The 25,897-nt window shown below is 59.1% G+C and carries 25 protein-coding genes; 13 read left to right on the top strand and 12 right to left on the bottom strand.

The window, feature by feature from the left end; all coding sequences use genetic code 11:
• Window positions 1-235 precede the first annotated feature (235 nt).
• The 4 genes from EST62_RS03820 (at window position 236) to EST62_RS03805 (ending at window position 4,836) form a co-directional block, all read left to right on the top strand.
• Complete coding sequence (locus EST62_RS03820) at window positions 236-1,450, top strand: methionine adenosyltransferase (protein WP_129050788.1); 1,215 nt, start codon at window positions 236-238, stop codon at window positions 1,448-1,450.
• Window positions 1,451-2,110: 660 nt separating this feature from the next.
• The gene (locus EST62_RS03815) at window positions 2,111-3,499 is read left to right on the top strand and encodes a cation diffusion facilitator family transporter (RefSeq protein WP_129050787.1); all 1,389 of its coding nucleotides are present in this window, start codon (window positions 2,111-2,113) and stop codon (window positions 3,497-3,499) included.
• A gap of 18 nt (window positions 3,500-3,517) precedes the next feature.
• The gene (locus EST62_RS03810; protein WP_129050786.1) at window positions 3,518-4,231 is read left to right on the top strand and encodes a haloacid dehalogenase type II; all 714 of its coding nucleotides are present in this window, start codon (window positions 3,518-3,520) and stop codon (window positions 4,229-4,231) included.
• A 71-nt stretch (window positions 4,232-4,302) separates the two neighbouring features.
• On the top strand, window positions 4,303-4,836 hold the full coding sequence (locus EST62_RS03805) for an SRPBCC family protein (RefSeq protein ID WP_167599163.1): 534 nt from the start codon (window positions 4,303-4,305) through the stop codon (window positions 4,834-4,836).
• Here EST62_RS03805 and EST62_RS03800 read toward each other — a convergent pair.
• The 4 genes from EST62_RS03800 to queC form a co-directional block, all read right to left on the bottom strand.
• On the bottom strand, window positions 4,833-5,867 hold the full coding sequence (locus tag EST62_RS03800; protein WP_129050785.1) for a glycosyltransferase family 2 protein: 1,035 nt from the start codon (window positions 5,865-5,867) through the stop codon (window positions 4,833-4,835). The two genes, EST62_RS03805 and EST62_RS03800, sit on opposite strands and share 4 nt — an antisense overlap.
• 168 nt (window positions 5,868-6,035) lie before the next feature.
• Complete coding sequence (gene trpA / locus EST62_RS03795; RefSeq protein ID WP_129050784.1) at window positions 6,036-6,839, bottom strand: tryptophan synthase subunit alpha; 804 nt, start codon at window positions 6,837-6,839, stop codon at window positions 6,036-6,038.
• Entirely contained in the window at window positions 6,836-7,537 is a 702-nt protein-coding gene (locus tag EST62_RS03790; RefSeq protein WP_167599162.1) for a CPBP family intramembrane glutamic endopeptidase, read from the bottom strand. The genes trpA and EST62_RS03790 overlap by 4 nt, the downstream gene beginning before the upstream one ends.
• 28 nt (window positions 7,538-7,565) lie before the next feature.
• Window positions 7,566-8,249 (bottom strand): 7-cyano-7-deazaguanine synthase QueC, encoded by a 684-nt coding sequence (gene queC / locus EST62_RS03785; protein WP_129050783.1) that lies wholly within the window; start codon window positions 8,247-8,249, stop codon window positions 7,566-7,568.
• 123 nt (window positions 8,250-8,372) lie between these two features.
• Between queC and EST62_RS03780 the strand changes: the two genes are divergently transcribed.
• The gene (locus EST62_RS03780) at window positions 8,373-8,588 is read left to right on the top strand and encodes a hypothetical protein (RefSeq protein WP_129050782.1); all 216 of its coding nucleotides are present in this window, start codon (window positions 8,373-8,375) and stop codon (window positions 8,586-8,588) included.
• Between the two features lie 183 nt (window positions 8,589-8,771).
• Here the strand turns inward: EST62_RS03780 and dnaJ are convergent, their stop codons facing one another.
• From dnaJ to EST62_RS13385, 5 genes are all read right to left on the bottom strand, one after another.
• Complete coding sequence (gene dnaJ, locus EST62_RS03775) at window positions 8,772-9,983, bottom strand: molecular chaperone DnaJ (protein ID WP_129050781.1); 1,212 nt, start codon at window positions 9,981-9,983, stop codon at window positions 8,772-8,774.
• 34 nt (window positions 9,984-10,017) lie between these two features.
• Window positions 10,018-10,599 carry a nucleotide exchange factor GrpE gene (locus EST62_RS03770; RefSeq protein ID WP_129050780.1) on the bottom strand — a complete coding sequence of 194 codons (582 nt, stop codon included), beginning with the start codon at window positions 10,597-10,599 and terminating at the stop codon, window positions 10,018-10,020.
• A gap of 24 nt (window positions 10,600-10,623) precedes the next feature.
• Complete coding sequence (gene hrcA, locus EST62_RS03765; protein WP_129050779.1) at window positions 10,624-11,688, bottom strand: heat-inducible transcriptional repressor HrcA; 1,065 nt, start codon at window positions 11,686-11,688, stop codon at window positions 10,624-10,626.
• A 166-nt stretch (window positions 11,689-11,854) separates the two neighbouring features.
• Complete coding sequence (gene prmC, locus EST62_RS03760; protein WP_129050778.1) at window positions 11,855-12,739, bottom strand: peptide chain release factor N(5)-glutamine methyltransferase; 885 nt, start codon at window positions 12,737-12,739, stop codon at window positions 11,855-11,857.
• A 327-nt stretch (window positions 12,740-13,066) separates the two neighbouring features.
• Window positions 13,067-13,396 (bottom strand): hypothetical protein, encoded by a 330-nt coding sequence (locus tag EST62_RS13385; protein ID WP_167599161.1) that lies wholly within the window; start codon window positions 13,394-13,396, stop codon window positions 13,067-13,069.
• A gap of 23 nt (window positions 13,397-13,419) precedes the next feature.
• Between EST62_RS13385 and EST62_RS03755 the strand changes: the two genes are divergently transcribed.
• Together EST62_RS03755 and proS are read left to right on the top strand one after the other, a co-directional pair.
• The gene (locus EST62_RS03755; RefSeq protein WP_167599160.1) at window positions 13,420-14,160 is read left to right on the top strand and encodes a DUF4412 domain-containing protein; all 741 of its coding nucleotides are present in this window, start codon (window positions 13,420-13,422) and stop codon (window positions 14,158-14,160) included.
• Window positions 14,161-14,289: 129 nt separating this feature from the next.
• Window positions 14,290-15,735, top strand: a complete 1,446-nt coding sequence (gene proS / locus EST62_RS03750; protein WP_129050776.1) for a proline--tRNA ligase — start codon at window positions 14,290-14,292, stop codon at window positions 15,733-15,735.
• Between the two features lie 394 nt (window positions 15,736-16,129).
• Here proS and EST62_RS03745 read toward each other — a convergent pair whose 3' ends face one another.
• Window positions 16,130-16,717: a peroxiredoxin gene (locus EST62_RS03745; RefSeq protein WP_129050775.1), complete on the bottom strand. Its 588-nt coding sequence runs from the start codon at window positions 16,715-16,717 to the stop codon at window positions 16,130-16,132.
• A 209-nt stretch (window positions 16,718-16,926) separates the two neighbouring features.
• On the opposite strand from EST62_RS03745, the gene EST62_RS03740 reads away from it, so the two are divergent.
• Together EST62_RS03740 and EST62_RS03735 are read left to right on the top strand one after the other, a co-directional pair.
• Entirely contained in the window at window positions 16,927-18,228 is a 1,302-nt protein-coding gene (locus tag EST62_RS03740) for an NCS2 family permease (protein WP_129050774.1), read from the top strand.
• Window positions 18,229-18,236: 8 nt separating this feature from the next.
• Complete coding sequence (locus EST62_RS03735; protein WP_129050773.1) at window positions 18,237-19,097, top strand: nitrilase-related carbon-nitrogen hydrolase; 861 nt, start codon at window positions 18,237-18,239, stop codon at window positions 19,095-19,097.
• A 214-nt stretch (window positions 19,098-19,311) separates the two neighbouring features.
• Here EST62_RS03735 and ispE read toward each other — a convergent pair whose 3' ends face one another.
• Complete coding sequence (ispE, locus tag EST62_RS03730; protein ID WP_129050772.1) at window positions 19,312-20,172, bottom strand: 4-(cytidine 5'-diphospho)-2-C-methyl-D-erythritol kinase; 861 nt, start codon at window positions 20,170-20,172, stop codon at window positions 19,312-19,314.
• Window positions 20,173-20,400: 228 nt separating this feature from the next.
• Here ispE and EST62_RS03725 point away from each other — a divergent pair, with 228 nt between their 5' ends.
• Complete coding sequence (locus EST62_RS03725) at window positions 20,401-21,024, top strand: SPOR domain-containing protein (protein WP_245153455.1); 624 nt, start codon at window positions 20,401-20,403, stop codon at window positions 21,022-21,024.
• Between the two features lie 34 nt (window positions 21,025-21,058).
• The gene (locus EST62_RS03720; protein ID WP_129050770.1) at window positions 21,059-22,186 is read left to right on the top strand and encodes a sigma-54-dependent Fis family transcriptional regulator; all 1,128 of its coding nucleotides are present in this window, start codon (window positions 21,059-21,061) and stop codon (window positions 22,184-22,186) included.
• Here the strand turns inward: EST62_RS03720 and lnt are convergent.
• Window positions 22,167-23,759, bottom strand: coding sequence for an apolipoprotein N-acyltransferase (gene lnt, locus EST62_RS03715; RefSeq protein WP_245153454.1), 1,593 nt, complete (start codon window positions 23,757-23,759; stop codon window positions 22,167-22,169). The two genes, EST62_RS03720 and lnt, sit on opposite strands and share 20 nt — an antisense overlap.
• Window positions 23,760-24,048: 289 nt before the next feature.
• Between lnt and EST62_RS03710 the strand changes: the two genes are divergently transcribed.
• Together EST62_RS03710 and EST62_RS03705 are read left to right on the top strand one after the other, a co-directional pair.
• A complete protein-coding gene (locus EST62_RS03710; protein WP_129050768.1) occupies window positions 24,049-25,149 on the top strand; it encodes a bacteriochlorophyll a protein in 1,101 nt (366 codons plus the stop codon).
• 571 nt (window positions 25,150-25,720) lie between these two features.
• A partial coding sequence (locus EST62_RS03705) for a transposase (protein WP_129050767.1) occupies window positions 25,721-25,897 on the top strand: 177 nt, incomplete at its 3' end.

Here is a 25,897-nt window from a genome sequence, read left to right as displayed (position 1 = left end):
TTCATGGGCTTTAGCCCAATCCCTTTCCTGATCGACTTCCTCGATTTATATCGTCGCAGTCATAACAAGTGGTTGCAGATTGAAGAGATTGGGCTAAAGCCCTGATTTATTTTGTTTTATCCGCATACCCCGGACTGAAGTCCGGGGCAATTGACTGAGAGTTCTAATTGCCGAATGAATAATTGTCCCGTTACATATACTCACGAAAAGATGCGTTTGAAGGAGACCGACTGGCATGAATATTCCACGAAACATCACGGTTGAACGGAGCGACGCCGTTCCGATGGAGGAGCAGCCGTTCGAGCTGGTCGAGCGCAAGGGCATCGGCCACCCCGACACGATCTGCGACTCGATCATGGAGGCGGTCTCTGTCGATCTGTGCCGCGAGTACCAGAGTCGGTTCGGCCACATCTGCCACCACAACATCGACAAAGGCTTGCTCGTGGCGGGCCGCAGCCTGCCGAAAACCGGCGGCGGCATGATTCTCGAACCGATGAAGCTGATCTTCGGCGACCGCGCCACCTACTCCTGCAATGGCCAGCTCGTCCCGGTGGGCGAAATCGCCGAAGCCGCCGCCAGGCGCTGGATCCGTGAGAACCTGCGCTTCGTCGATCCCGACGCGCACCTCATCTTCCAGAACGAAATCAAGCCCGGCTCGCCGGAGCTGACCGACGCCTTCGCCCGCAAGGTGATCGGCGCGAACGACACCTCGGTCGGCGTCGGCTACGCGCCGTTGAGCGAGACCGAGCGCATCGTGCTCGACGTCGAGCAGTTCCTCAACTCCCCCGCGCTGAAAACGCGATTTCCCGAAGCTGGCGAGGACGTCAAAATCATGGGCTGCCGCAACGGGCGGAAGCTGCAACTGACGGTGGCGATTGCTTTTGTGGATCGTTTCGTCCCGAATCCGCAGTACTATTTCGAGCGGAAAGCCGCCCTGCGCGATGAGCTGCTGACCTTCATCGAAAGCCAGAACGGCGCGTTCGACTCCGCGGAAATCGACATCAACACCCTCGACGATCCATCGCGCGGCGAACAGGGACTCTACCTCACCGTGCTCGGCACCTCGGCGGAAGGGGCCGACGGCGGGCAGGTGGGGCGCGGCAACCGGGTCAACGGCCTCATCGCGTTCGGGCGTCCGCAGACCACCGAAGCCGCCGCCGGCAAGAATCCGGTGAACCACGTCGGCAAAATCTACAACGTTTTGAGCCGCGAGATCGCCGCCCGAATCCATCGCGAAGTGGCCGGAGTGCGGGAGGTTGCGGTGTTCCTGTGCAGCCAGATCGGGCGACCGGTCGATCAGCCGCTGATCGCCTCGGCCCGCATCACGCCCGAACCGGGAGCCGACATGGCGGAGCTGCAAAGCCGCGCCGCAAGCATCATCGACCGCGAACTCGACGGGATCGACGCCTTCTGCCAGAAGCTCGCCGACGGAGAATTTCCGGTGTGCTGAACGTTGACCCATGGAGTGTTGTGTCAAGAGAGACAGGTCATCGCGAGTCCCGACTTGTCGGGGCGTGGCGATCCACCTCTTACAGTTTCTGCTGATTCCGCATGGATTGCCACGTCGCTACGCTCCTTTCCATGAACATGCTTTGTTTCGCAAGTATTTCACCCTATCGGTAACGCATGTAATGTGATGGAAGCTAGCCGCAAGAGCTTGGGCTGAAGCCCCGGGATTTTTCTGACTGGCTCTCCCCGGCTTGAAAGCCGGGGCAATATGAATGTAAGAGAGCTGAATGTCCGACGGGCTAAAGCCCGCCTGAGTACCATTGGATTGTCAAGTCCATGAGCGAGCTGCTTATGCTCCTCAGCAATTGCCCCGGACTTCAGTCCGGGGTTGATGAAATAGCAAAATCAGGGCTTTAGCCCAATTTCTTTTTCAATGTTGTTTCCGCTTTTTTCCTGAGCAGATACACGCTGTTCAAGGTTCGTGTGCGGTATCGGGCCGGATACGGGTGGCTCGCAATGACGGGGAATGCGTAAGGTTGTTTGGTATTGAGTTGGCGCCAGTCAGATTTGACAGAAACGCTCATGGCCGTTCTCCGGCAAATCGTTATGTTCGGTCAACTTGCAACATTCACCATCAGCCGGAATTCCACCCGTTAACCCGATGAGCAGCCACGAAGAGAAAAAGCAAAACGTCGCCCTCAGTTCGGTTGTGGCGAGCTTGCTCTTGACCGCCATGAAAATCGTGGTTGGCCTCATGACCGGCAGCATCGGCATCATCTCCGAAGCCGCGCACTCGGCGATGGATTTCGGCGCGGCGGCGCTCACCTGGTTCGCCGTCCGGATCAGCGACAAACCGGCGGACAAAAAGCACCACTACGGCCACACCAAAATCGAAAGCGTCAGCGCCCTCATCGAAACCGGCCTGTTGATGCTCACCTCGATATGGATCGTCTACGAAGCCGTGTCACGCCTCATCTCCGGCGCAACGGAGATCGAGGTCACGTGGTACGCCATCGCGGTCATCGTCATCTCGATTGTGGTTGATATTTCGAGAGCGCGCGCCCTGAAAAAGGTAGCCAAAGAGACCAAAAGCCAGGCGCTCGAAGCCGACGCTCTGCACTTCACCTCCGACATCATCTCTTCGGCGGTAGTGCTCGCCGGGCTCGGATTCGTCGCGCTCGGCATTCACTGGGCGGACGCCGTGGCGGGCATCGGCGTGGCGGTGCTCATTGCACGGGCCGCGTGGGAGCTGGGGCGCAAAACCTTCGACGTGCTGGTGGACGCCGCGCCGGAGGGGTTGTCCGAACAGATCGAAGAGCTTGTCGTGAACGCGCCCGGCGTCATCGCCATCCACAAGATGCGCATCAAGCCCGCCGGGCCGTTCGTCTTCATCGATCTCACGATCTCGGTCAGCCGCACGCTGCCGCAGGAGAAGGTTCTGGCCATCTGCGCCGGAGTCGAAGAGCGGCTGAAGGCGGAGCTTCCCGACAGCGACATCACGGTCAACGCCCGCCCGGTGGTGCTCGACAGCGAAACCGTCACCGAAAGGATTCACGCCGTCGGCCTGAACCACGGCCTTCACGCGCACAACATCGTTACCTCGCTTGCGGGCGAGCACAAACAGATCACCTTCGACGTCGAGGTTGACAGCCGCCTGACCATCCGCGAGGCGCACGACGCCGTGACCGAACTCGAAGAGGAGCTGCACCGCGAATTCAACGAAGAGATCGACCTCTGCATCCACCTCGACCCGCTCAACAGCGAGGAGCGCAACGCACGTCCCGCCGACCCCGAAAACGAAGCGCGGATCACCGCCATTATCCGCCAAGCGGCCAGCACGATTGCCGGCATCCGCGACGTGCATGCCTTGAAAATCCACGTATCGAGCCACAACAAACTCTGCATCACGCTGCATTGCGGCTTCGACGGCAACACCGTCCTCGCCGACGTCCACCCCCTCACCAGCCGCCTCGAAAGCCTGATCTATCGAGACATTCCCGAAACCTCAAGAATCATCGTCCACGCCGAACCGATGAACGCGGCGGATTGAGAACAAATGTTCACCACCATGACAATTTCCTCCCAACCCCAAACCCTCGCTTTCGACGTTTACGGCACACTGATCGACACGCACGGACTGGTGTCGCTGCTCGAAGCTTTTGCGGGCGACAAGGCCGAGGCGCTGTCGCAACTCTGGCGGCAGAAGCAGCTTGAGTATTCGTTCCGGCGGGCGTTGATGCGGCGATATTGCCCGTTCCCGGAATGTACCGCGCAGGCGCTGGAGTTCGCTTGCGCATCGTTTCAGATCGTGATTTCCGCAACCCAGCGCCGCGAACTGCTTGACGGGTATCGCCGACTTCCGGCTTTTCCGGATGTCGCGAACGGCCTCGAACGCGCCCGTGAGGCGGGATTCAGGTTGTTTGCCTTCTCGAACGGAGTGGCTTCGGATGTCGAATCGCTGCTCGATCATGCGGGAATCCGGGAGTTCTTTCTCGATATTGTCAGCGTCGATGAAGTCCGGTCGTTCAAGCCCGATCCGGAGGTGTATCGCCACTTCATGCACCGCGCGGAGAGCTTGCCGGAACAAACCTGGCTCATTTCGTCGAATCCGTTCGATGTCACCGGTGCGCGAGCCGTTGGCATGGAGGCGCTCTGGGTGAGGCGATCCGGCGACGCGGTTTTCGATCCGTGGGAATTCCGGCCAACCGCCACTGTCAGCGATCTGGCGCAAGTGGCCGATGTTATCATGAGAGCCCGACGCCAGGAAGCTGCGCGATACTGATAAAACATTGCTGCGGAAGGATAAGAGCGATACATTAAAAGAAACGGCGTCGCAACCAAACCCTTTCAGCCATGGCACTCTCTCCGGAAAAACGCGCGCGGGTCATGCAGGGCGAGATTCTCATCGATCTCGACTGGCTGCCGGATGGGGTCATCGGCGCGAACGGCTGCGTCTTCATCGAGGCCGAACCGCCGGTGGCGTGGCGGATGCTGACCGATTACGACCACCTCCACGAAACGATGCCCAAGGTAGTGTCGAGCCGGTTGCTGGAGTCGAACAACCAGACCCGGATCATCGCGCAGTCGGGCAAATCGGGCATTTTCATCTTCGAGAAAACGGTGAACTTCACGCTCAAGGTGGAGGAGGTTTTTCCGGAGCACCTCTGGTTTTCGCAGATCGGCGGAGATTTCGAGGTCTATGAGGGCGAGTGGCGGCTCGAAGCGGTCGATGGCAAAAACGGCCACGCCACGCTCTTGACCTACAAGGCGGAGATCAAGCCGGACTTTTTCGCGCCGCAGTTCGTGGTGAGCTTCGTGCAGAGTCAGGATTTGCCGACCATCCTCAAAGCGATCCGCAGCTACTGCGAGGAGCGTGCCAAAAGTTAAGCTGGACGGCGCGGCAGGAAGATCGAGAGCGGCGCGTGGCGAAAAAGCTCCCGGTCGCCGACGGTTCGCGCCCGCTGGATCGAGCGCCGCTGCCGGAGCGTTTCCGGCAACCTCCACAGCACATCGATGAACGCCCGCGCCACCTGCGCGGCTCTCGCCATTCCCTCTTTCCCGCCCGCGAGATAGTAGAGCAACGCCGCCGCTTCGAGCGCGAGGCGCAGCGGCAAGAGCGCGATGAGCGGCGCGGCGCTCCGGTTGCGCAGCAGCGTGAGCAGGGCGTTGCGGTGGTTGTAATAGACCTTCAGCGGCGAACCCTCCGCGAGCGACGCGCCGCCTTCGTGCCACGCCACCGATTGCGGCGCGGAGCGCACCCGGTAGCCCACGAGCGACATGCGCCAGCAGAGATCGATCTCCTCCATGTGCATGAAAAAGCTCTCCTCGAAGCCGCCAAGACGCTCGACCGCCTCGCGCCGGGCGAAGAGCGCCACGCCCGACGCCCAGAAGATGTCGCGCGGATGGTCATACTGCCCGGCGTCCACCTCCCGACCGCCGAAGCTCCTGCCGAGGCAATACGGAAATCCGAGGCGGTCGAAGAGCCCACCGGCGGCTCCGGCGTAGTCGAACACCCGCCTCCCCTGCCGACGCTCCGGCAGCGAGAGAATTTTCGGCTGCAACGCGCCAACCGCCGGATCGCTTTCGGCGGCAGCGACGAGACAGCCCAGCCACTCCGGCTCGACAACGGTATCGTCATTCAAAAATACGACATAGCGCGAAGTCGCGAGTTTCAGCCCGGCATTGCACCCTCCGGCGTATCCGGCGTTGGCGGGCAGGCGAAGCACGGCGAGGTCGGGATAGCGTGATTCGAGAGCGGCGAGGTCGGAATCCTCCCCGCCGTTATCGACGACGAGCACGGAAAAGTCGCGGAAGGTAGTTTTGCGAAGGGCGTCGAGGCAGGCGTCGAGCATCGGGCGGTTCCTGAGATGCGGAATGATGACCGTCACCGCCGGTGCGGTTTTGCTCGATGCTTGCATGGTCAGTCGAGTGAAATGGACAAAGGCGGGGTTATTTCAAAAGGATTTCGCCAGTTGGCAATCATCAGGCATAATCCTCTCATTCTGTCCCGTAGGGGCAGCCCTTGCGGCTGCCCTTCAATGATGACCCCGACGATTCTCCCGACGAACAAAACTCCGCAACGCGGTTTACCTCAGCGACTTCCAGAAATCTGCGGCCATTTGCGCGGTTTCCTCCGGCGTGGTCGCCGTGGCGACGTGCTGGAGCAGCGCCGTGCCGACCACTGCGCCGTCGGCCAGCTCCCACATCTTGCGCACACGCTCGCGATCCTTGATGCCGAAGCCGACGACAAACTTCTTTTTGGTGTGCTGGCGGACGCGCTTCAGGTACTCGGCGATCTTTTCGTCCATATCGGCGCTGTCGAGCTTGCCCGTGCCAGTGGTGGCGTTGACCGCCAGGCAGTACGAAAAGTCGGTGGACATGCTGTCGATCAGCTCGATCCTCGCGGGCGGCGTGACCGGCGAGATGAGATAAATCACCGAAAGGCCGAAATTCCGGGCGCGTTCGAGGAAATCCTCCGACTCCTCCGGCGGCAGATCGGGAATCAAGAGGCCATCGACGCCCGCCCGCACCGCGTCGGCCATGAAGCAGTCGCCGCCGTAGGCGATGAGCGGATTGCTGTAGCCCATGAGTAAAATCGGCGTGGTAATCTTTTTGCACCCCTCGCCGTTTCGCGCTTGCCTGACCAGCTCGAAGATGCTGCCGACATGCACGCCGTGGCTGATCGCCTTGTGCGCCGCATCCTGGATGACCGGCCCGTCGCCTATTGGGTCGGAGTAGGGCATTCCAAGCTCGATGAGGTCGGCCCCGCTCTCCTGCAACGCTTCGAGCACGGGCAGGGTCGCGCCCGGCACGGGAAATTCAGGCATATAGTAGGCGATGAGCAGCTTCTTGTCCTGCTTCACCAGCCGGGTGATTCTGTTCTCTTTCATAGATGAAATAGTGAGGGAACCAGATTGGGGATGACGAAAATATCGAGCACCATCGAGAACATGGTGATCATGTGCACCAGCACACTTCCCCAGACATTTTTCGATTTGAGCGCAATATAACCGCCGAGAATGCCAATCGGAAAAGCCATCATCGCCATCAGCCCGCGCTCATACATGCCGACCGGCGCGACGGCGTAGTGGTTCAGCACGTAGCACATGGCGGTGACGAAGACGCTCAAATGGGGATTGAAACCTTTCTCGACCATCGACGAGAGCATCAGCCCGCGCCAGAGGAACTCCTCGGCAAGCACCAGAATCGGAAAAAGAAAGAGAAAATTCTTGTTGACCAGAATGCCGAGCATGTCGGTCATCGGCGGCGCGCCCTTCGAGTAGTAGATCACCGTGTTGACGATGTCCATCACGAAGAGGATTCCGCCGGCGATACCGCCCCATTTGAGCGACTTCTTCAGGTTGCCGCCAGCAAGATACATCCCGGCCCACTCGCCCTTGGCGACACCGCGCCAGACAACCACGCCAATGCCGCCGATGACGTAGAGCGCCAGCGCGGGCCACTCTTGCAGCGGCGTAAAGTGGCCGACGAGGCCCGTGATCCAGATCAGCGCCGTCAGGCCGAACGCGAGATTGAAGCGCTCGTTCAGCGAAGCGGAACCGGAATCGATCGAATATGCCTTTTCCATGAAACTTCAGGATTTACTGTTTCGATAATTACTGCAAATAGTTAGGCCGCACTTCGTACTCGACCGGATCGTCGATTCCGGCGGACGCGAAGGCTCGCAGCCGCCGGGCGCAGCTGTCGCACACGCCGCACGCCTTGCCTTCGCTTTTGTAGCACGACCAGCTGTAGTTGAACGGTGCGTCGAGTTCCATGCCGCGCTTGACGATCTCGGCCTTGCTCATGTCGATCAGCGGTGTGACGATTTCGATGCAGGTTTCGGGCCGTGTGCCGTGCTCGATCACCTGGTTGAAGGCGTCGTAAAACACCTTGCGGCAGTCGGGATAGCCCGACGAATCCTCCTCGACCGCGCCGATGTAGATGCGGTTCGCGCCGATCACCTCCGACCAGCTCACGGCCATCGAGAGGAAATTGGCGTTGCGGAAGGGCACGTAACTGGTGGGAATATCGGTACCTGCGAGGTCGGCGGGGCCTACGGGAATCGCCGCGTCGGTCAGCGACGAGCCGCCGATAGCGCCGAGGAACGGCGCATCCACTTCGAGGCGATGCGAAATACCGTAGTGGTCGCAAATCTGCCGGAAGCACTCAAGCTCCTTGCGAGACGTGCGCTGCCCGTAATTGACATGCATCGCCGCCAGCTCGAACCCCTCGTGACGCGCCAGAGCGGTAGCCACCAGGCTATCCATCCCGCCACTGACCAAAAGCACAGCTCTCATAAATTCAGGTCGAAATAACGAATAAAGATTGATGTTAAGTGTACGGAATTGGAGAGATAAATAAAAAAGGCGGACTGCCGGAATTGCCAGCTCTACAGATAAGCGTTACTTTTCAGTAATTCAATGATCTCGGATTATTTTCTCCGCCTCCTCCTCTGGCGGGAAGGATTCGCGCCGTTGCGGTATGTGCGGTTTCTCGACCACGCCGCCGATCTGCTGTTTCTGCGCAAAGTCGGCGGCGGGTACATCTTCGTGCATCGCATGATTATGGAGCACTTCGCGGCGATGGAGAGTGCGAATGCCCGGCCTTGCGACGCGATTGCCAACCCGTCCTCCTGACCACTCCTCTGCTCCGCCCACGCAATAAAGCATCGATTGCCATGCAATACTCGAAAACCAATCGGCTGTGCTTTTTTCGATAACGCAACAGGGCCACTTTTTCAGTTGGCCCTGTTGCATTGCCTGCTCTTCTGTTGATGCAGCCTTATTGTTTTTCCCGCGCTTCTCTGAAAAAAGAACGCCTCAACTGAAAATGTCTTTCGCCTTCTCGAAAATGCTCTTTTCGTGGTCGTGATCGCCATGATTCGGGCAGATGGCTGTCGATTTCTTCAGCTCCTTCAACAGGTCGCGATCCTTGCCGCTCACATCCTTCGGCACGAAGACGTTCACCCGCACATAGAGGTCGCCGCTACCACCGCCCCGCAGGTGACCGATGCCCTTGCCTGCGATGCGCAGCATGGTGTTCGGCTGGGTGCCCGCCGGAACGGTCAGCTTGACGTGGCCTTCGAGGGTCGGCACGTCGATTTTGGTGCCCATGACAAGGTCGGGAAATCCGACCGGGAGATCATAAATGATGTCGTCGCCGTTGCGCTTGAACTGCTCGTGCGGCTTCTCCTCGATCACCACGATCAGATCGCCGGGCGCTCCGCCCCTCGGCCCCGCGTTGCCCTGCCCCTGAAGCGTGATGTAGTTGCCATCCTGCACGCCCGCCGGGACGTTGATCTTCACGGTCGCTTCGCCCTGCTTGATCCCTTCGCCGTAGCAGGAGGTGCAGCGATCCTTGACCACATGCCCCTCTCCGCCGCAGGTCGGGCAGACGGCGACGTTGACGAACTGGCCGAACATCGTCTTGGTGGCCTGACGAACCTCGCCGCTGCCGTGGCAGGTCGGGCAGGTCTCGGTCTTGCCGCTCTTCGAACCGCTGCCGTTGCACTCCTGGCAGGTGACCTGCTTCTTGATCTTGAGCGTCTTCTCAACCCCCTTGGCAATCTCTTCAAGCGTGAGCTTGAGCCGGATCTTCAGGTCGGTACCGTGAATGCCCGCCGAGCGACGGCGTCCGCCGCCACCGCCGGAAAAGCCGCCGCCGAAGACATCCTCAAATCCACCGAAGGGCGATCCGCCGCTTCTCGCGCGGCCGCCGCCGCCGCCGAACATGTCGTTGAAGGCGCTGAAAATATCGTTGATATCGCCATATCCCGCGCCGCCGGGGCCGCCGCCCGATGCCGCCGACGAGCCGACTCCCGCGTGACCGAACTGGTCGTAGCGGCGGCGCTTGTCGTCGTTACTCAGCACTTCGTAAGCCTCGTTGGCCTCCTTGAACTTCTCCTCGGCCTCCTTGTTGTCGGGATTCTTGTCCGGGTGATATTTCAGGGCCAGCTTGCGATAGGCCTTCTTTATTTCGTCCTTGTCCGCCGAACGGCCGACGCCAAGGACTTCGTAGTAATCTCTCTTCATCGTGTATGCTCTCGCTATTTATATCTGAACCTGGTTATTTGGCGACGATCACCTTGGCGTGACGAATCACCCTGTCGCCAAGCGTGTAGCCGGTCTGGTACTCCTCGACGATGGTGTCCGGCTCCGCGCCCGGCGCATCGATCTGCGTGATCGCTTCGTGGAAATTCACGTCGAGCACTTTGCCTTTAGCCTCGATCTCCTTGACACCCTTGTTTTCGAGCAGCGACATGAAGTTCTTGCGGATCAACTCCACCCCCTCGATGAAGGGCTTTGCCTCGGCCATCTCCTGCATTTCAGCGGGAATGTGGCTCATGAGGCGCTTCAGGTCATCGATCAGCGGCAACAGGTCGCGCACCGTGTTCTCCAGCATCCGCGTGCCCGACAGCGCGGCTTCGCGCTCCTTCTGCTTCCGGAAGTTCTCGAAATCGGCGGCGCGGCGCATCACCTCTTCGCGAAGCTTCTGAATCTCGGCGTCGCGCGCGGAGATTTCAGCCTCCATGTCGGCCTCGGTCGCCGCCGGAATCTCCGCCACCGTCTCGTCGGCAGCCGTTTCAGCCGCTTCGGTGTTGATCGTCTCCGGTATCTCTTCCTGTTCCTTGTGGTGCTTTCTGGTCATGATTGCAGCTAATGTATTTGATAATTAATTGTTTCCGGAGAGCGCCTCCGACAGGCAGCCCGCCATGTAGTTCACCACGCGCACGGCGTGTTCGTAATCCATCCGCTTCGGCCCCATGACGCCGACCCTGCCAATCATCTTGCCCGCGTAGTAGGGCGATGAAACAATGGTCAGATCTGCGGCGTTGCCCGTGCGGTTCTCGGTGCCGATACTGATAGCCACCTCGCGCCCCTGCCGCAGCGCCGATGGCGCGGCGTTATCGACGAGCCTTGCCATGCCGAACTTGTCCTCGATCATGGTGATGATGTCGCGCACCCGCTCCGGCTGCTTGAACTCCGGCTGATCGACGATGTTGCCGGTACCCGAAACGTAAAGCCGTTCGAGAATCGACGATTCGTCGAAGAGCGTGTCGGCTGAACTGACGATGCTGTTCATCAACCCCTCGCCGCCCTTGAAGTCCGACAGGCGCTTGCCGATGGTGCTGCGAATCTCTTCGAGCGTCAGCCCCGACAGCCGTTCGTTGAGCACGTTGACCACGGCGTCGATCTTCTGGCGCGAAATTTCAGCGCTCAGCTCCATGACGATGGTCTTGACGAAGAGCGACTGGATGGCGATGACCACCATGATCCGCGACGAGCCGAGCTGCACGATGTCGAGCCGCTCGAAGACCGCGTTGGAGAGCCTCGGCGGCAGCACCACGGCGAGCTGGCGGGAGATGCTTCCGAGCACCCGCGCCGCCGCGCCCAGCACCTCGGCGGAGGTGCCCTTCAGCTCCGAGCCGCGAGCGCTGAACCGGTCGTCGATCAGGCGCTTCTCCTCGTCGTCGATGCGGCTGACGTTCATGATGAGATCGACGTAATAGCGATACCCCTTGTCGGTCGGCACCCGTCCGGCGGAGGTGTGCGGCTGGCTGATAAAACCGTACGCCTCCAGATCGGCCATGACGTTACGGATGGTCGCGTCCGACAGGCCGAGATTGTAGTTGCGCGCAATGGTACGCGAGCCGACCGGCATCGCCGAAACGACGTAGGACTGTATGATTATACCGAGAACCTGACGTTCACGCAGGCTCAAATCACGATAGATCATCTGGTAACTGCCTGTACTTGAAACTGATTTCGCGCGGATCGGCGCGGCAAGACCATTCGGGGCCGACATTCATGAACAACGGGAGTACCCCGATAGTTGCCTCGATAACCGTAGCCACGACGGCAAGCAATATACAGAAATTTAACTTTGAATAAACCGCGAGGGTTCACGCCGAAATGCACGAAAGCGCCCGGTCGAGCTTGTTGTAATCCTGCATCACCTCGATGCCGCCAAAGCCGGAGCCGAGCAGCGCCCTGACCCCCGCCGCGCCGTCGGCGTGAAGCTCGAAGCAGAGCACCCCGCCTGCGCGGAGCAGCGCCGGAGCGGCGGCGACGATACTCTCGTAATACTCGAACCCTTGCGGCGCGACCAGCGCGAGCTTCGGCTCGTACTGCTTCACCTCCTCCTGAAGGGTCGCCCACTCCGCTTCGGGAATGTAGGGCGGATTGGAAATGACCATGTCGAACGGCCCGCCAGCCTTTTCGGCAAAAGACGAATCGAGCGCGTCGGCAAGGACGAAGGTGATGCGCTCCGCCACGCCATGCGCCTCGGCATTGCGGCGGGCGACGTCGAGCGCATCGGCGGAGACGTCAGCAGCAGTGACGCGAGCGCCGGGCAGGCGCAGGGCAAGCGTGATGGCGATACAGCCGCTGCCGGTGCCGATGTCGAGAATCGAGGGCGATTGCGCGGACGCAAGGCCGCTCGCCGCGAGCCGCTCCATCGCGTGTTCGAGCACCAGCTCGGTCTCCGGGCGCGGAATCAGCACCCGCTCATCGACGAAAAAGCGGTAGCCGTAAAAAAACGCTTCCCCCGCGATATACTGCACCGGCCTGCCCTGCATCCGCTCCCGGCAAGCCGCCCGAAACGCCACCAGCTCAGACGGCGTCACCGGCCTCTCATGATCGAGATAGAGCTGAAGCCGCTGCAACCCCAGCACCCGCCCCAGCAAAAGCTCCGCCGACAGACGCGGCTCGTCGATTTTCTTTTCGACAAAAAACGCCATCGTCGTCTTCAGCAACTCTACAACGCTCCACACTTTCTCTTCAGGCATGACGGGTGGTTTGGATTACTGGGATTGGGGGGTATTTACAAATTTTGCAGGGGTACGACAATATTCAGACAGATACAATCAGCCTGGGAATCACTGCTGTCAGAAAAAGTATAAATAACCTCCGGCAACAAGCGCTATTACCGTCAGAACAAGCACAACGATATTTCTGAGAATCTTCGACGGGATAGTCGGCAGATTCACCATCCGCTGCGGGATTTTGATCTCAACCGGAGCCTTCGGACTCTCGTGACGCTGAGCCGCTGGCCTGCTCTGGCTTGTATGACTGATGGGTTTAGTGCTCATAGCGCTCCTCTGACAGATTCGGTTTTATCGCACGATGTCCGTTGAAGATACGCTTTTCCATACGAACCAGCGCGGCATGGCATCGCAGAATCCCGCTTTTCTATAGGTGGTTATCTCGATAGCCGGGAGCGCCGAGCGCCTGCTCGGCAATGAAGCCGTAGGCTTCAAAGATTTTAAATATCTCGCAAAATAAAGCAAAACTACAGTAAATAAGAGATATAATCGCCTGAAAGATGCCGAGCAGGCGCTCGGCGCTCCCAGGAAAGAAAACTCGCCGCCCGGCAAGAACCACCCCAAAACAGCGTCATAATCGGAAAAACGAACATCTTCCGTTTTTTTGCGATATTTTGCCAAACACCAGCAACCGATTGCCACCCATGAAACGACTTCCCAGCTCTCTCGCCGCCCTGCTTCTCCTGTTTCTCGCCATCCCGTCGAGCGCCCGTGCCGCGTTCACCGGCGCGATGGAGATGAAACTTACCATGCCGAACGGAAAGGCGGATATTTCTTATCTCTTCGGCAAGCGCGATCAGAAGATGGACATGGCGATGATGCTCGACCGTATTCCCGAACCGCTCAAAACGACCGTCATCACCCGCAGCGCGAGGCCCGACGAGGCCGTCATCGTCAATCACAAGTCGAAAAGCTGGAGCGTCGTGAACCTGCGAAGCGCCGCCGAGAGCGCCACCTTGCTCGATTTCGACAGCAACTACCGCTTCACGCTCGTTGGCCTCGAAACCATCAAAGGCTACCCGTGCCAGCACGTCCGGCTCCAGAGCACCACCGACACGCTCGACCTCTGGATGACCAAAGGGCTGGCCAACTTCTCGACCTTCCGGCTGCTGCAATCGCAGAACCCGCGCCTCTCGAACACCTCGCTCTCGCGCATGCTCAAGCAGAATGGCGTCGATGGCTTCCCGGTCAAGATCGTCCAGAAGAACGGTAACGGACTCTATGTTATGGAGCTGAAAAGGGTTACGCCGAAACCGGTTGTCGAATCGAGCTTCCGCGTTCCGGCGGGCTACCGGCGCGTCGAGGCGGGCCAAACCACCATCGACAGCCAGCAGAAAGAGCATCTGCGCCAGCTCATGAACAAAATGAAAAAATTCGAAGAGTAACGCCGCCTCATCGCGACGGTTCCGCCTGAACGATGTTATCTGCCTCCATTTCATTACTTTTACAAAACGCATTGGCGCGGAGGAATCCAGCCTCCGTATTTCTTTATAATTCAAACCGCAAGCATTACCGTGGCTGATAAAATCACTTCGAGACAAGAGGACTACTCTCAATGGTATATCGACCTTGTCCGGTCGGCCAAACTGGCTGACTATTCGGACGTGCGCGGCTGCATGGTCATCCGCCCCAACGGCTACGCCATCTGGGAGAAGATGCAGGCGGCGCTCGACGGCATGTTCAAGGCGACCGGGCATGTGAACGCCTACTTCCCGCTGTTCATCCCCGAAAGCTTCATCGCCAAAGAGGCCGAGCACATCGAGGGCTTCGCGCCGGAGTGCGCCGTGGTAACACATGGCGGCGGCGAGGAGTTGACCGAAAAGCTCTACGTTCGCCCGACCTCGGAGACCATCATCTGGTCGTCCTATAAAAAGTGGATCCAGTCGTACCGCGACCTGCCGATCCTCATCAACCAGTGGGCCAACGTCGTGCGCTGGGAGATGCGCACCCGCCTGTTCCTGCGGACGACCGAGTTCCTCTGGCAGGAGGGGCACACGGCGCACGCCACGCCGGAGGAGGCGCAGGAGGAGGTGATCCGCATGATTAACGTCTATCGCACCTTCGCCGAGGAGTACATGGCAATGCCGGTGATCGTGGGCAAAAAGAGCGACAGCGAGAAGTTCGCCGGTGCGGACGCGACGTATTGCATCGAGGCGATGATGCAGGACGGCAAGGCGTTGCAGGCGGGCACCTCGCACAACCTCGGCCAGAACTTCGCCAAAGCGTTCGACTGCCAGTTCCAGACCAAAGACGGCGTGCTCGACTATGTGTGGGCCACGAGCTGGGGCGTTTCGACGCGGCTGATCGGCGCGCTCATCATGGCGCACTCCGACGACAAGGGCCTGGTGCTGCCGCCGAAACTCGCCTCGCGACAGGTGGTGATTATTCCGATCCTCCGGGGCGACAAGGAGGAGGTGCGCTCGCACGCCCGGTTCATCGCCAAAGCGCTGAACCGGCACGGCATCGCGACCTTCGTCGATGACAGCGAGAACAACTCGCCCGGCTGGAAGTTCGCCGAGTACGAGCTGCAGGGCATTCCGGTGCGGATCGAACTCGGCCCGCGCGACATCGCAGAGGGCAAGTGCATCGTCGCCCGCCGCGACACCTTCGAAAAAACCGAGCTGCTGCTCGACGGCGAACTCCCGGTCAACATCGAGGAGATTCTGAACGATATTCAGCAAAACCTCTACGACCGCGCCTTGCAGTTCCGGCAAGAGAGCACGGTTGAAGCAACGACGTGGGAAGAGTTCAGGGCGAGCGTGGAAAAAGGGTTCGTCATCGCCCACTGGGACGGCACGGACGAAACCGAAGCGCTCATCAAGGAGGAGACAAAGGCAACCATCAGGGTGATGCCTGTGGACGAAGAGTACCGCAAACAGTACAACATGGACGAACCGGGAACCTGCATCCGCAGCGGCAACCCCGCCACGCAAAAGGTGGTGTTCGCCAAAGCGTACTGAAGAGAATTATGAATTATGAATGCTGAATTATGACTGGTAAGAAATAAGAAATGAATGATTTATCGGGCGGCTCTCGTAGCCGCTCTTTTTTTACCCATTTCTCTTCTTCCGTAGGGGCAGGCCTTGCGCCTGCCCTGCAAAGCCACGGCATTTAACCACCAGTAAAATGCCAGGCACACAGGTTCGCCCCTACGGTTTTCATCCTCCTGTCCACGCCGAGCAGAACATCGCGATCAGCGACTCACCGGCAACCCCCTTCCTCACATTCTCAATTCTCAATTAAAAAAGCTCCCCCGCGATACTGCCTTGCGGGGAAGCCTTTACATCGAGGGCAGCCCAGACCTGTCGAGGCTGCCCTTATTAAAGAGCAAACACAGAGGTTCGCCCTTACAACTTATTCCGCGAAATACTCTTTGAGTCCCTCGTCGGTCGGTTTCATGGTTTTGTCGCCCTTGTTCCAGTTGGCCGGGCAGACCTCGCCGAACTCTTCGGTGAACTGGAGCGCATCGACAATACGCAGCACCTCGTCAACATTCCTGCCCAAGCCGAGATCGTTAACCACCTGGTGGCGAACGATGCCCTCCTTGTCGATCAGGAACAAGCCCCTCAGCGCCACGCTGCCATCGGTGGTCAGCACGTCGTAATCCCTGGCGATGGTCTTGTTGATGTCCGAAATCAGCGGATAGGTCACGCCCTGGATGCCGCCCTTGCTGCGCGGGGTGTTGAGCCAGGCGAAGTGCGAGAATTTGGAGTCAACCGAGCAGCCGAGAACCTCGACGTTGCGCTTTTTGAAGTCGTCGAGTTTCTCCTGAAAAGCGTGCAACTCCGTCGGGCAAACGAAGGTGAAGTCGAGCGGGTAGAAAAAGAGCACGACATACTTGCCGCGATATGCCGAAAGCTGGCATGAATCGACGAAGGTCGAACCGTTGACAACGGCGGCTTCATTGAAATCGGGGGCTGGACGGCCTACAAGTACACCCATGATAATATCTCCTGATAGTGAGTTTGATGGTGGTTCTTAAATAAGATTAATTTAGTCCAATATAAAAAACCGAACGAAAGAGTCAAACAGGAAACTGAACTATTTTCTATCGTACCTCCATCATGCCAGTGTGAATAGCTCGCGCATACGGATTCTGTCGCATTATTCGTACTTTTAAGCATCATCGGAACTTATCAGTTATCACGCCCATGCGGAACTTCTTTGAATTCGACAGGCTCGGCGCGAGTTACCGGCAGGAGTTTCTGGCGGGACTGACCACTTTTTTCACGCTTTCGTATATCATCGTTGTCAATCCGGCCATCCTCGAAGCCGCCGGAATGCCTCGCGACGCTTCGATGACCGCGACGATTCTGACGGCGGTGTTCGGCACGGTGCTGATGGGCGTTTATGCCAAACGCCCCTTCGCCGTCGCGCCATACATGGGCGAGAACGCCTTCATCGCCTACACGGTGGTCAAGACGCTCGGCTACTCGTGGCAGACGGCGCTTGGGGCGATTCTGGTCAGCGGCGTGCTCTTCACGTTCATCACGCTGACCGGTACGCGCAAGTGGCTGGCCGAGGCGATTCCGATGACCCTCAAGCACAGCTTCGCGGTGGGCATCGGCCTCTTCCTCGCTTTTCTCGGCCTCAGCGACATGGGCGTCGTCGCCCTCGGCGTACCCGGCGCTCCGGTCAAGCTCGGCGACCTGACAGCCACACCGGCGCTCTGCGGCCTCGGCGGCCTCGCGCTCACCGGCGGGCTGCTGGTGCGCAAGGTCAAAGGGGCGCTCTTCATCGGCATCGCGCTCACCACCATCGCCATGTTCGCGCTCGGGCTGATCCCGCCGCCCGCCCGGATTTTCAGCCTGCCGCCCTCGCTCGAACCGCTCTTCCTGAAGCTCGACGTCGCGGGCGCGCTCACCTGGGGCTTCGTCGGCGTTATTTTGAGCGTGCTCGTGCTCGATTTCGCCGACACGATGGGTACGCTCATCGGCCTCTCGGCCCGCGCCGGGCTGCTCGACGAGAACGGCAACCTGCCGGAGATCGACAAGCCGATGCTGGTCGATGCGCTCTCGACCACCGTGGCCGCGCTCTTCGGCACCACCACCGCCGGGGTGTTCATCGAGTCGGCCTCCGGCATCGAGCAGGGGGGCAAGACCGGCTTCACGGCGCTCGTGGTGGCGGCTCTGTTCCTCGCCGCGCTCTTCTTCGCGCCGATCCTGACCATCGTGCCGCCGCAGGCGTACGGGCCGGTGCTGGTGCTGGTGGGCATGTTCATGATCGAGTCGGCGGGCCACTTCGATTTCGGCGACTACACCGAGCTGCTGCCCGCATTCCTGACCATCGTCATGATGCTCTTCACCTTCAACATCGGCGTCGGCATCACGATGGGCTTCATCAGTTGGGTGGTCATCAAGCTGCTGGCCGGACGCTTCCGCGAGATCAACGCAGGTATGGCGACGCTGGCGCTTCTCTCCGCAACCTTCTATATTTTCTATCCTTACCATTGAATAGACCGATGCTCAAAGCAAAACTCAGAATCGTCCAGTCGGACTGCACGCTCGCCAATTTCGACGAGAATCTCGAACGGCACATTCGCTCGATCGAAGCGGCGATCCGTGACGGCGCGGAGGCCATCGCATTCCCGGAGCTTTCGCTGACCGGCTACAACGTGCAGGACGCCGCGCAGGACATGGCGATGCACATCGACGACCGGCGGCTCGATCCGCTCCGCGAGCTGAGTCGCGACATCTGTATCTTCTGCGGGGGGATCGAGTTGAGCGACGATTACGGCGTCTATAACGCCGCATTCATGTTCGAGGACGGCGTGGGTCGGAGTGTGCACCGTAAAATTTATCTGCCGACCTACGGCATGTTCGAGGAGTTGCGCTACTTTTCGGCGGGGCGACAGATCGAAACCGTGACCTCGCGGCGCCTCGGCAAGGTGGGCATCGCCATCTGCGAGGATTTCTGGCATATGTCGGTACCCTACCTCTTGGCCCATCAGGGGGCCAAACTCTTGCTCGTGCTGATGTCCAGCCCGCTGCGCCTCTCGCCGGGCGCGGGCGTTCCCTCCATCGTGACGCAGTGGCAGACCATCGCCGCGACCACGGCATTCCTCTTCAGTTGCTACGTGGCCTGCGTCAACCGCGTGGGCAACGAGGACAGCTTCACCTACTGGGGTAACTCGACGGTCACCGCGCCCGACGGCTCGGTGGCGGCCTCGGCGCCGATGTTCCGCGAGCACAGCCTCGACGCGACGATCGACTACTCGGTGGTCAAGCGGGTACGGCTCCAGTCGTCGCACTTCCTCGACGAAGACACCAAACTCTTCGCCTCGCAGCTCGAAAGCCTGCTCGTCGCGAATCGCCGGGGGTGAACGCTGCGGTCAATCTGTCTATAAATCTGAATTCCCTGTAGGGGCGGGTCTTGCGCCCGCCCTGCTGCGAATCGCGGGATGTCGCTCCTCGCCTCGGAAGCGCGACACGACGATCATTACCCCGGCTTGAAAGCCGGGGTAATGTGAATGTAATATGTTCAATGTCCGGCGGGTTGAAACCCGCCTGAATGTAAGATGGGTTCTGCGCCCCGCTTCACTCCATCCGAAAACCCGCCGGGGTCATGTTGACGCGGAAGCGGGCGCTCATCGCTTCGGCGGCTTTGACCGCGGCGGCGCGCTCTTCGTAGAGGGCATAGAGCGCCGAGCCGCTGCCGGAGAGCGAGACGAACTGCGCGCCCGACTGCGCCAAGGCGTCGCGCACCTCGCGCACCACCGGATAGTGCTCGAACACCACCGAGGCGAAATCGTTCTCGAACGCGCCGAGGACAGACATATCGCGCTCCAGGCAGAGACGGCGGACGAGGGTTTTCAAATCGGGCACGGGGCGCTCGAACTGGCGATGGAAATTTTTGTAGGCCCAGGCGGTGGGCACCTGCACCTCCGGGAAGACCGTCACCACGTGCCACGGCAGCGCGAGGTCGAGGTCTTCCAGCTCCTCGCCGATTCCGGCGGCGTAGGCAAGTCCTTTCATTTCAAGGAAATAGGGCACGTCCGCGCCGAGTTTGACAGCGAGCTTGTGCAACTCCGCCGAGGGCACGTCGAGCTGCCAGAGGCGGCAGAGCGCGTTGAGCGTCGCCGCCGCGTCGCTGCTGCCGCCGCCGAGACCCGCGCCGAAGGGCACGCGCTTGACCAGCTTCATCGCCACGCCTTTGTTCACGCCCGCGTACTCCCGCAGCGCTTTGGCGGCGCGAATGCAGAGGTTCGAGTCATCCACCGGAAGATCGAGGTTGGTGCACTCCATCGAAATGGCGTCGGATTCGGTGAATTCGAGCGTATCGAACCAGTCGATTGGCGCAAAGATCGTTTCGAGGGTGTGATAGCCGTCATCGCGGCGGCTGGTGATGAGCAGGCCGAGATTGATTTTGGCGCAGGCTTTGACCGAAAAGTGCTTCATGGAAAGCGATTGATTTTATCGTAAAATATTTCCCATATTCATTCAAAACCCGCCGGACGTTTGCGCGGCGAGGCTGAATCCATGCAACGAACCTCTTATCGAACCAGGCCAAAGATGCGTAACCTCCCGATCATCCTTGTATTAGTCATAAGCGGCATGTGCCTGCAATACCGGCAACCGGCGGCACTGGCGGATCAAACTTCATATGCTTCAGAGATCGCGCAAGACGTGAGAGAAGATAAGGTTTATTTACTGGAAAAAATCCGCCCGAAACTCACAAAGCCGTCAGAAAAAGTGCTCGTCGAGGCGCTCTTGACCGAAGATGGCCCGAAAGCGGCGGCACTGTACCGGAAACAGCTTTCGGACTATCCCGACCCGCAGCTCGACCAGATCAGCCGCTCCCGGCTGGCGGCTTATGACCAGGCCGTAGCGACCACCCCCGGCCTGCCAGTCATGCAGGCCAGAGCTTCGTCCGGTTCGAGGTCTCCGGCTGCGACGATCACCGACACTGCGCGGCCAAACCGCACATCCGGCAAGCCCGACTCTTCACTCAGACGCATGAATCCGCCACCATCCGTCACGGCCCGCCCCGCAGTCAGCGCCGACACCGCTACGGCGGCGCTTCCGTCCCCGGCCAGCGGAAGCTACACGCTTCAGTTCGGCAGCTTCGACAGCATCACCAATGCCGACCATATGGTCGCGCAACTCTATAGGAGGTCTCCGGCAAAAGTGCAGCAGATCAACGGGGTTTACAAGGTTCGCCTGAAACGCACCTTCGCCACAGAGCAGGAAGCGGAGGCTTTCGGTCGCACGTTCCCTATCGAATCAATCGTGGTTCCGCAGCAGCCATGACCATCCTTGCCATTGTTGACCGCGCCACCCAAAGATGAGCCGCGACCTCGACATTATCGGCCGCTCGACAGGTATGCTCCAGCTCCGGGAGCTGGCGATGAAGGTCGCAGACACGGACGTGACGGTGCTTATCACCGGAGAAACCGGCTCTGGCAAGGAGGTGCTGGCCCACTTCATCCACAACCACAGCCGCCGCGCGGGCAAAAGCATGATTCCGGTCAACTGCGGAGCGATTCCGTCGGGTATTCTCGAATCGGAGCTGTTCGGGCATGAAAAGGGGGCGTTCACCGGCGCGGTTCAGGCAAGGAAGGGATACTTCGAGAGCGCCGACAAGGGCACGATCTTTCTCGATGAAATCGGTGAGATGCCGCTCGAAACACAGGTCAAGCTTCTGCGCGTCATTGAAACCGGCCAGTTCCAGCGGGTCGGCGCATCGGAAACGATCTCCGTGGACACGCGAATCATCGCGGCCACCAACCGAAACCTCACGCAAGAGGTCGCCGAAAAAAATTTCAGGGAAGACCTTTACTATCGGCTCCGGAGCGTGGAGCTGCAAATTCCGCCGCTGCGGGAGCGAGGCAGCGACATTCTGATGCTGGCCGAGCACTTCGTGCGCGAGTTCGAGCGCAAACACGCCATCGCCTTCGAGGGATTCAGCCCGGAGTCGGGCGAGCTGATGCTGCGCTACCCGTGGCCGGGCAACGTGCGCGAACTGCGCAATCTGATCGAATCGCTGCTCATTGTCGAACGAGGCAAGAAAATCACGCCCGACATTCTCGAAAAGCATCTGGTGCAGCGCAGCCGCCACAAGGGGTTGGTGCATGAAACCGGCAAGACGGAGAAAAACGAACTGAACCTGATTTACAGCAGCCTGATCCAGCTCCGCCAGGAAATTGGCGAAATCCGGCAAATGCTCCAGCAGGCGCTCCTTTACCGCCAGCCAACCTCACCACTGCTCTTGCCCGCCTACCCGGCGCCGCCACCCGCGCCCGACCCGACGCCCCCGCCCGGCGATGAAGCGCCCGTGCCGCTCGACGAGCTGGAAAAACGCGCCATCGGCGAAGCCCTCGCGAAATTCGAGGGCAACAAGCGCAAAACCGCCCAGGCCCTCGGCATAAACGAGCGCACGCTCTACCGCAAAATCAAGGAGTACGGGCTGTAGGAAGAGGTGGGCGCACTTCCTGCTTTCGCCGCTTCCTGGCCACCGCCGCCAGCGCCAGCACGCCTGAAACGCCCAGGCACACGAGCGGCACCAAATCCGGGTGGGCGGTATAAAATGTAATGCGGTTTTCAAGCGGGGCGACGGCGATCAGCACCGACTGCTGCCACCACGGAGTTTCGGCGTAGCTTCGCCCGCAGGTGTCGTAGAAAAGCGTGACGCCGGTATTGGCGCAGCGGGCCATTGCCCGGCGGTTTTCGATGCAGCGCAGCCGTCCGATGGCCGCGTGCTGCCACGGGCCGTAGGAGGTGCCGTACCAGCCGTCGTTAGTGACCAGCGTCAGCAGTTGCGCTCCACGGCTGACGAACTTCGAGACCAGGCCGGGAAAAATCGATTCATAGCAGATGATGTTGGCGATCCTGACCGGGCGGCCGTCACGGGTCGTGAAGCGCATGATGGTCTCACTTCGTCCTTTCGCCCAGCTCGATATGCCCGACATCGAAAAACTGAACCTCTCAAGCCACGGAAAATATTCCATATAGGGAACCCGCTCGCCGAACGGTACGAGCCGCATCTTGCGATAAATCTGTACCGTACCGGCAGTTGGCCGAAGCAGCATCGACGCGTTGTAGGCGGCATACTCGCCACCGGAAGCGGCCACGGCCTCGCCGGTTCCGGAGTGCTGCGCGTTCGGCTCCTCATCGGGAAAGCCGGTCAGAAGCGGCGTGTTCCAGCGCTCGACCATGCGCTGAACCGAGTTCATGTAGGGCTTGTTCTCAGGCAAGCGGATGTAAAACGGTATGGCGGTTTCCGGCCAGATAAGCAGTTCCGGACGATCCTCGCTCACCGCTTGTCCGCTCAGGCTGTACAAGCGCGAAAGGGTACGCTCCGGACTGAATTCGCTCCATTTTTCGTGGGGATCGATGTTGGGCTGCACCATCGCCACGCGAATCACGGGAGAGGCTGTGTCGGCCCCGGCGTTCCGGAAAACCTGCCTCGCGTAGAGCAGCGGAGCAACAATCATCACAATCATGACAGCCGCAATGACCGCCTTCACCCGAAACGACTCCCTTCCCCTGACGAGCAGCAGCACGAGCACATTGAACGTCACCAGCCAGAAGCTGATCCCCCAAACCCCCGTCAAATCGGCATACTGAACCATCCACAGCAGATTAGCCTGCGAATTACCAAAAGTCAGCCATCCAAGCGAAAGATCCTGCTGCATGTAAGCCCACTCCCAACCCGTCCAGATGAACGGCAGCGTGAGCAGGGCAAAACGGAAGCCGGCCTTTTTCCTGAAATAGTAAAACGCCAGAAGCGGCACGGTTGAAAAAAGCGACTGCGCGAAAACGGTGAGAATGCCGCCAACCAGGGTTGCAAGACTAACCCACCAGAGCGAGATAAAGCAGAAGAGCAGCATCGCCATCCAGCTCTTTCTGAAAAAAGAACCGAACCGCTCTTCGTGTTCAAGAGAAAGCAAAAGCGGCGCCAAGGCGATCCATGCCAGGGGTTCGAGATGCACGGACGGCCAGGTCGGAAAGGAGATGCCGAGGAGCAGGCCGCTCAGGAGCGGCATAAAAAAAGTTCCGGAAATCGAACGGAGACCGGTACTCGTACCAGCGGCGTTCATGAATGGCAATGCGTTAGAGAGCGTGAACCAAGGCAGAAAATGGTTGCCTGAACCATGATAAAGAGTACTTCAATGAAGTGAGATGATGGCCGCCGAAAGCCGGGAAGAGACATATTTTACTTTACTTATTAATATTTATTCTTTAAATTTGTTCCAAGCTGTTATTTAACAGGAAGCAACCCATGTTTTTCCTGAAAATACCATTTTAAACGCCACCAGAAAAAGGAGAATCACTATGACTCTTTTCGGCTCAAACGACGTGACCACCGCTCACTCCGATTATGAAATCGTGCTTGAAGGCGGTTCCAGTTCCTGGGGAAAGGTGAAGGCCCGGGCTAAGGTAAATGTACCTCCGGCCAGCCCTCTGCTTCCTGCAGACTGCAATGTCAAGCTGAATGTAAAACCGCTCGATCCGGCAAAAGGTTTCGTTCGCATCTCCGCCGTCTTCGAGTCGATCGTTGACAGTACCAAGAACAAGCTCACCATCGAGGCCGACATCGCCAACGAAACCAAAGAGAGAAGAATCTCCGTCGGTGAAGGCATGGTATCGGTTGGCGACTTCAGCCACACCTTCTCCTTCGAAGGCTCCGTCGTGAACATGTTCTACTACCGCTCCGACGCTGTCCGACGCAACGTGCCCAACCCGATCTACATGCAGGGCCGTCAGTTCCACGACATCCTCATGAAAGTTCCACTCGACAACAACGACCTCATCGACACTTGGGAAGGCACTGTGAGGGCAATCGGCAGCACCGGTACCTTCAACGACTGGATCCGTGAGTTCTGGTTCATCGGCCCCGCCTTCACCGCCCTGAACGAAGGCGGCCAGAGGATTTCGAGAATCGAGGTCAACGGCCTGAACACCGAGAGCAGCCCGAAAGGTCCGGTCGGCGTATCTCGCTGGCGCTTCTCGCACGGCGGTTCCGGTATGGTCGATTCCATCTCCCGCTGGGCAGAGCTCTTCCCGTCCGACAAGCTCAACAGGCCAGCACAGGTCGAAGCCGGTTTCCGTTCCGACTCTCAGGGTATCGAAGTGAAGGTTGACGGTGAATTCCCCGGCGTTTCGGTGGATGCAGGCGGCGGCCTCCGCAGAATCCTGAACCACCCGCTCATCCCGCTGGTTCACCACGGCATGGTCGGCAAGTTCAACAACTTCAATGTTGACGCCCAGCTCAAGGTTGTCCTGCCGAAGGGCTACAAGGTTCGTTATGCCGCGCCTCAGTACCGTTCGCAGAATCTCGAAGAGTACCGCTGGAGCGGTGGTGCTTATGCTCGTTGGGTCGAACACGTCTGCAAAGGCGGCGTCGGACAGTTTGAAGTCCTGTACGCTCAGTAAGCAGAACCCTCACAGTTCGAATGCAAAAAAAGACCGGTCTTCGTGCCGGTCTTTTTTTTATGCTGTAACGATCTGCAACTGTTCAGGTACGTCACCATCGGCTTGTTTTAGACAAGTTTAAAACCCAGCTCCATCACCACCTTTTGCTGGCCGCGCAACCAGCAATCCGGAACGAGTCTTCCTGCAATTCTCCTCCACGATCGTCAGGATACCAAACCGCTTGCCATTGAAAAGCTGATCGATTGCGAAACCCATGCGCCACCAGTTGATGATTGTCTTTGAAGCCATCTCACCGTAACAAGACGAAAATCCAGCGCCAGCTATAGCGAACACGCCTAAAGGCAATTTCTTTGACCTGCACCGTTATTACTCCGGTGATTAAAAGCTCTTATTACCGGCAACAATAAATTCCAATCGCCGCAACTGTACGAGATTAGGTTAAAGCCCTGATTTATTGTGCTTTATCTGCATACCCCGTCCCAAAAGCTTTCGGGACGGAACATGTTTTGGTTCAGCGTGAATTGGAGAATTCAGCCGTTTGAGTTAGAGTTCAAAAACGGAGGAATTCACCATGCGAAAACAGCGCAAAAACTACACCCCACAAGAAAAGGTCGCTATCCTGAAGCGTCATCTGGTCGATCGGGTTCCTGTCTCCGACCTGTGCGATCAACACGGCTTGCAGCCCAATGTCTTCTACCGCTGGCAGAAGGAGTTCTTTGAGAACGGCTCTGCTGCATTCGAAAAGCAG

The organism is Chlorobaculum sp. 24CR (assembly GCF_004118635.1).
In the GTDB taxonomy this organism is placed as follows: domain Bacteria; phylum Bacteroidota; class Chlorobiia; order Chlorobiales; family Chlorobiaceae; genus Chlorobaculum.
Note: the sequence above shows the minus strand (reverse complement) of the source record. Positions and strands in the feature narration are given on the sequence as shown.

What these genes read in the sequence shown, in the direction of transcription:
- EST62_RS03780 (WP_129050782.1), top strand. Translation starts at nt 8,373, where the DNA reads ATGATCTCGGATTATTTTCTCCGCCTCCTCCTCTGGCGGGAAGGATTC.
- EST62_RS03810 (WP_129050786.1), top strand. Translation starts at nt 3,518, where the DNA reads ATGACAATTTCCTCCCAACCCCAAACCCTCGCTTTCGACGTTTACGGC.
- prmC (WP_129050778.1), bottom strand. Translation starts at nt 12,739, where the DNA reads ATGCCTGAAGAGAAAGTGTGGAGCGTTGTAGAGTTGCTGAAGACGACG.
- hrcA (WP_129050779.1), bottom strand. Translation starts at nt 11,688, where the DNA reads ATGATCTATCGTGATTTGAGCCTGCGTGAACGTCAGGTTCTCGGTATA.
- lnt (WP_245153454.1), bottom strand. Translation starts at nt 23,759, where the DNA reads ATGCCGCTCCTGAGCGGCCTGCTCCTCGGCATCTCCTTTCCGACCTGG.
- EST62_RS03815 (WP_129050787.1), top strand. Translation starts at nt 2,111, where the DNA reads ATGAGCAGCCACGAAGAGAAAAAGCAAAACGTCGCCCTCAGTTCGGTT.
- queC (WP_129050783.1), bottom strand. Translation starts at nt 8,249, where the DNA reads ATGAGAGCTGTGCTTTTGGTCAGTGGCGGGATGGATAGCCTGGTGGCT.
- EST62_RS03805 (WP_167599163.1), top strand. Translation starts at nt 4,303, where the DNA reads ATGGCACTCTCTCCGGAAAAACGCGCGCGGGTCATGCAGGGCGAGATT.
- EST62_RS03740 (WP_129050774.1), top strand. Translation starts at nt 16,927, where the DNA reads ATGCGGAACTTCTTTGAATTCGACAGGCTCGGCGCGAGTTACCGGCAG.
- EST62_RS03735 (WP_129050773.1), top strand. Translation starts at nt 18,237, where the DNA reads ATGCTCAAAGCAAAACTCAGAATCGTCCAGTCGGACTGCACGCTCGCC.
- EST62_RS03790 (WP_167599162.1), bottom strand. Translation starts at nt 7,537, where the DNA reads ATGGAAAAGGCATATTCGATCGATTCCGGTTCCGCTTCGCTGAACGAG.
- EST62_RS03745 (WP_129050775.1), bottom strand. Translation starts at nt 16,717, where the DNA reads ATGGGTGTACTTGTAGGCCGTCCAGCCCCCGATTTCAATGAAGCCGCC.
- EST62_RS03720 (WP_129050770.1), top strand. Translation starts at nt 21,059, where the DNA reads ATGAGCCGCGACCTCGACATTATCGGCCGCTCGACAGGTATGCTCCAG.
- trpA (WP_129050784.1), bottom strand. Translation starts at nt 6,839, where the DNA reads ATGAAAGAGAACAGAATCACCCGGCTGGTGAAGCAGGACAAGAAGCTG.
- EST62_RS03770 (WP_129050780.1), bottom strand. Translation starts at nt 10,599, where the DNA reads ATGACCAGAAAGCACCACAAGGAACAGGAAGAGATACCGGAGACGATC.
- EST62_RS03710 (WP_129050768.1), top strand. Translation starts at nt 24,049, where the DNA reads ATGACTCTTTTCGGCTCAAACGACGTGACCACCGCTCACTCCGATTAT.
- ispE (WP_129050772.1), bottom strand. Translation starts at nt 20,172, where the DNA reads ATGAAGCACTTTTCGGTCAAAGCCTGCGCCAAAATCAATCTCGGCCTG.
- EST62_RS03755 (WP_167599160.1), top strand. Translation starts at nt 13,420, where the DNA reads ATGAAACGACTTCCCAGCTCTCTCGCCGCCCTGCTTCTCCTGTTTCTC.
- EST62_RS03800 (WP_129050785.1), bottom strand. Translation starts at nt 5,867, where the DNA reads ATGCAAGCATCGAGCAAAACCGCACCGGCGGTGACGGTCATCATTCCG.
- dnaJ (WP_129050781.1), bottom strand. Translation starts at nt 9,983, where the DNA reads ATGAAGAGAGATTACTACGAAGTCCTTGGCGTCGGCCGTTCGGCGGAC.
- EST62_RS03820 (WP_129050788.1), top strand. Translation starts at nt 236, where the DNA reads ATGAATATTCCACGAAACATCACGGTTGAACGGAGCGACGCCGTTCCG.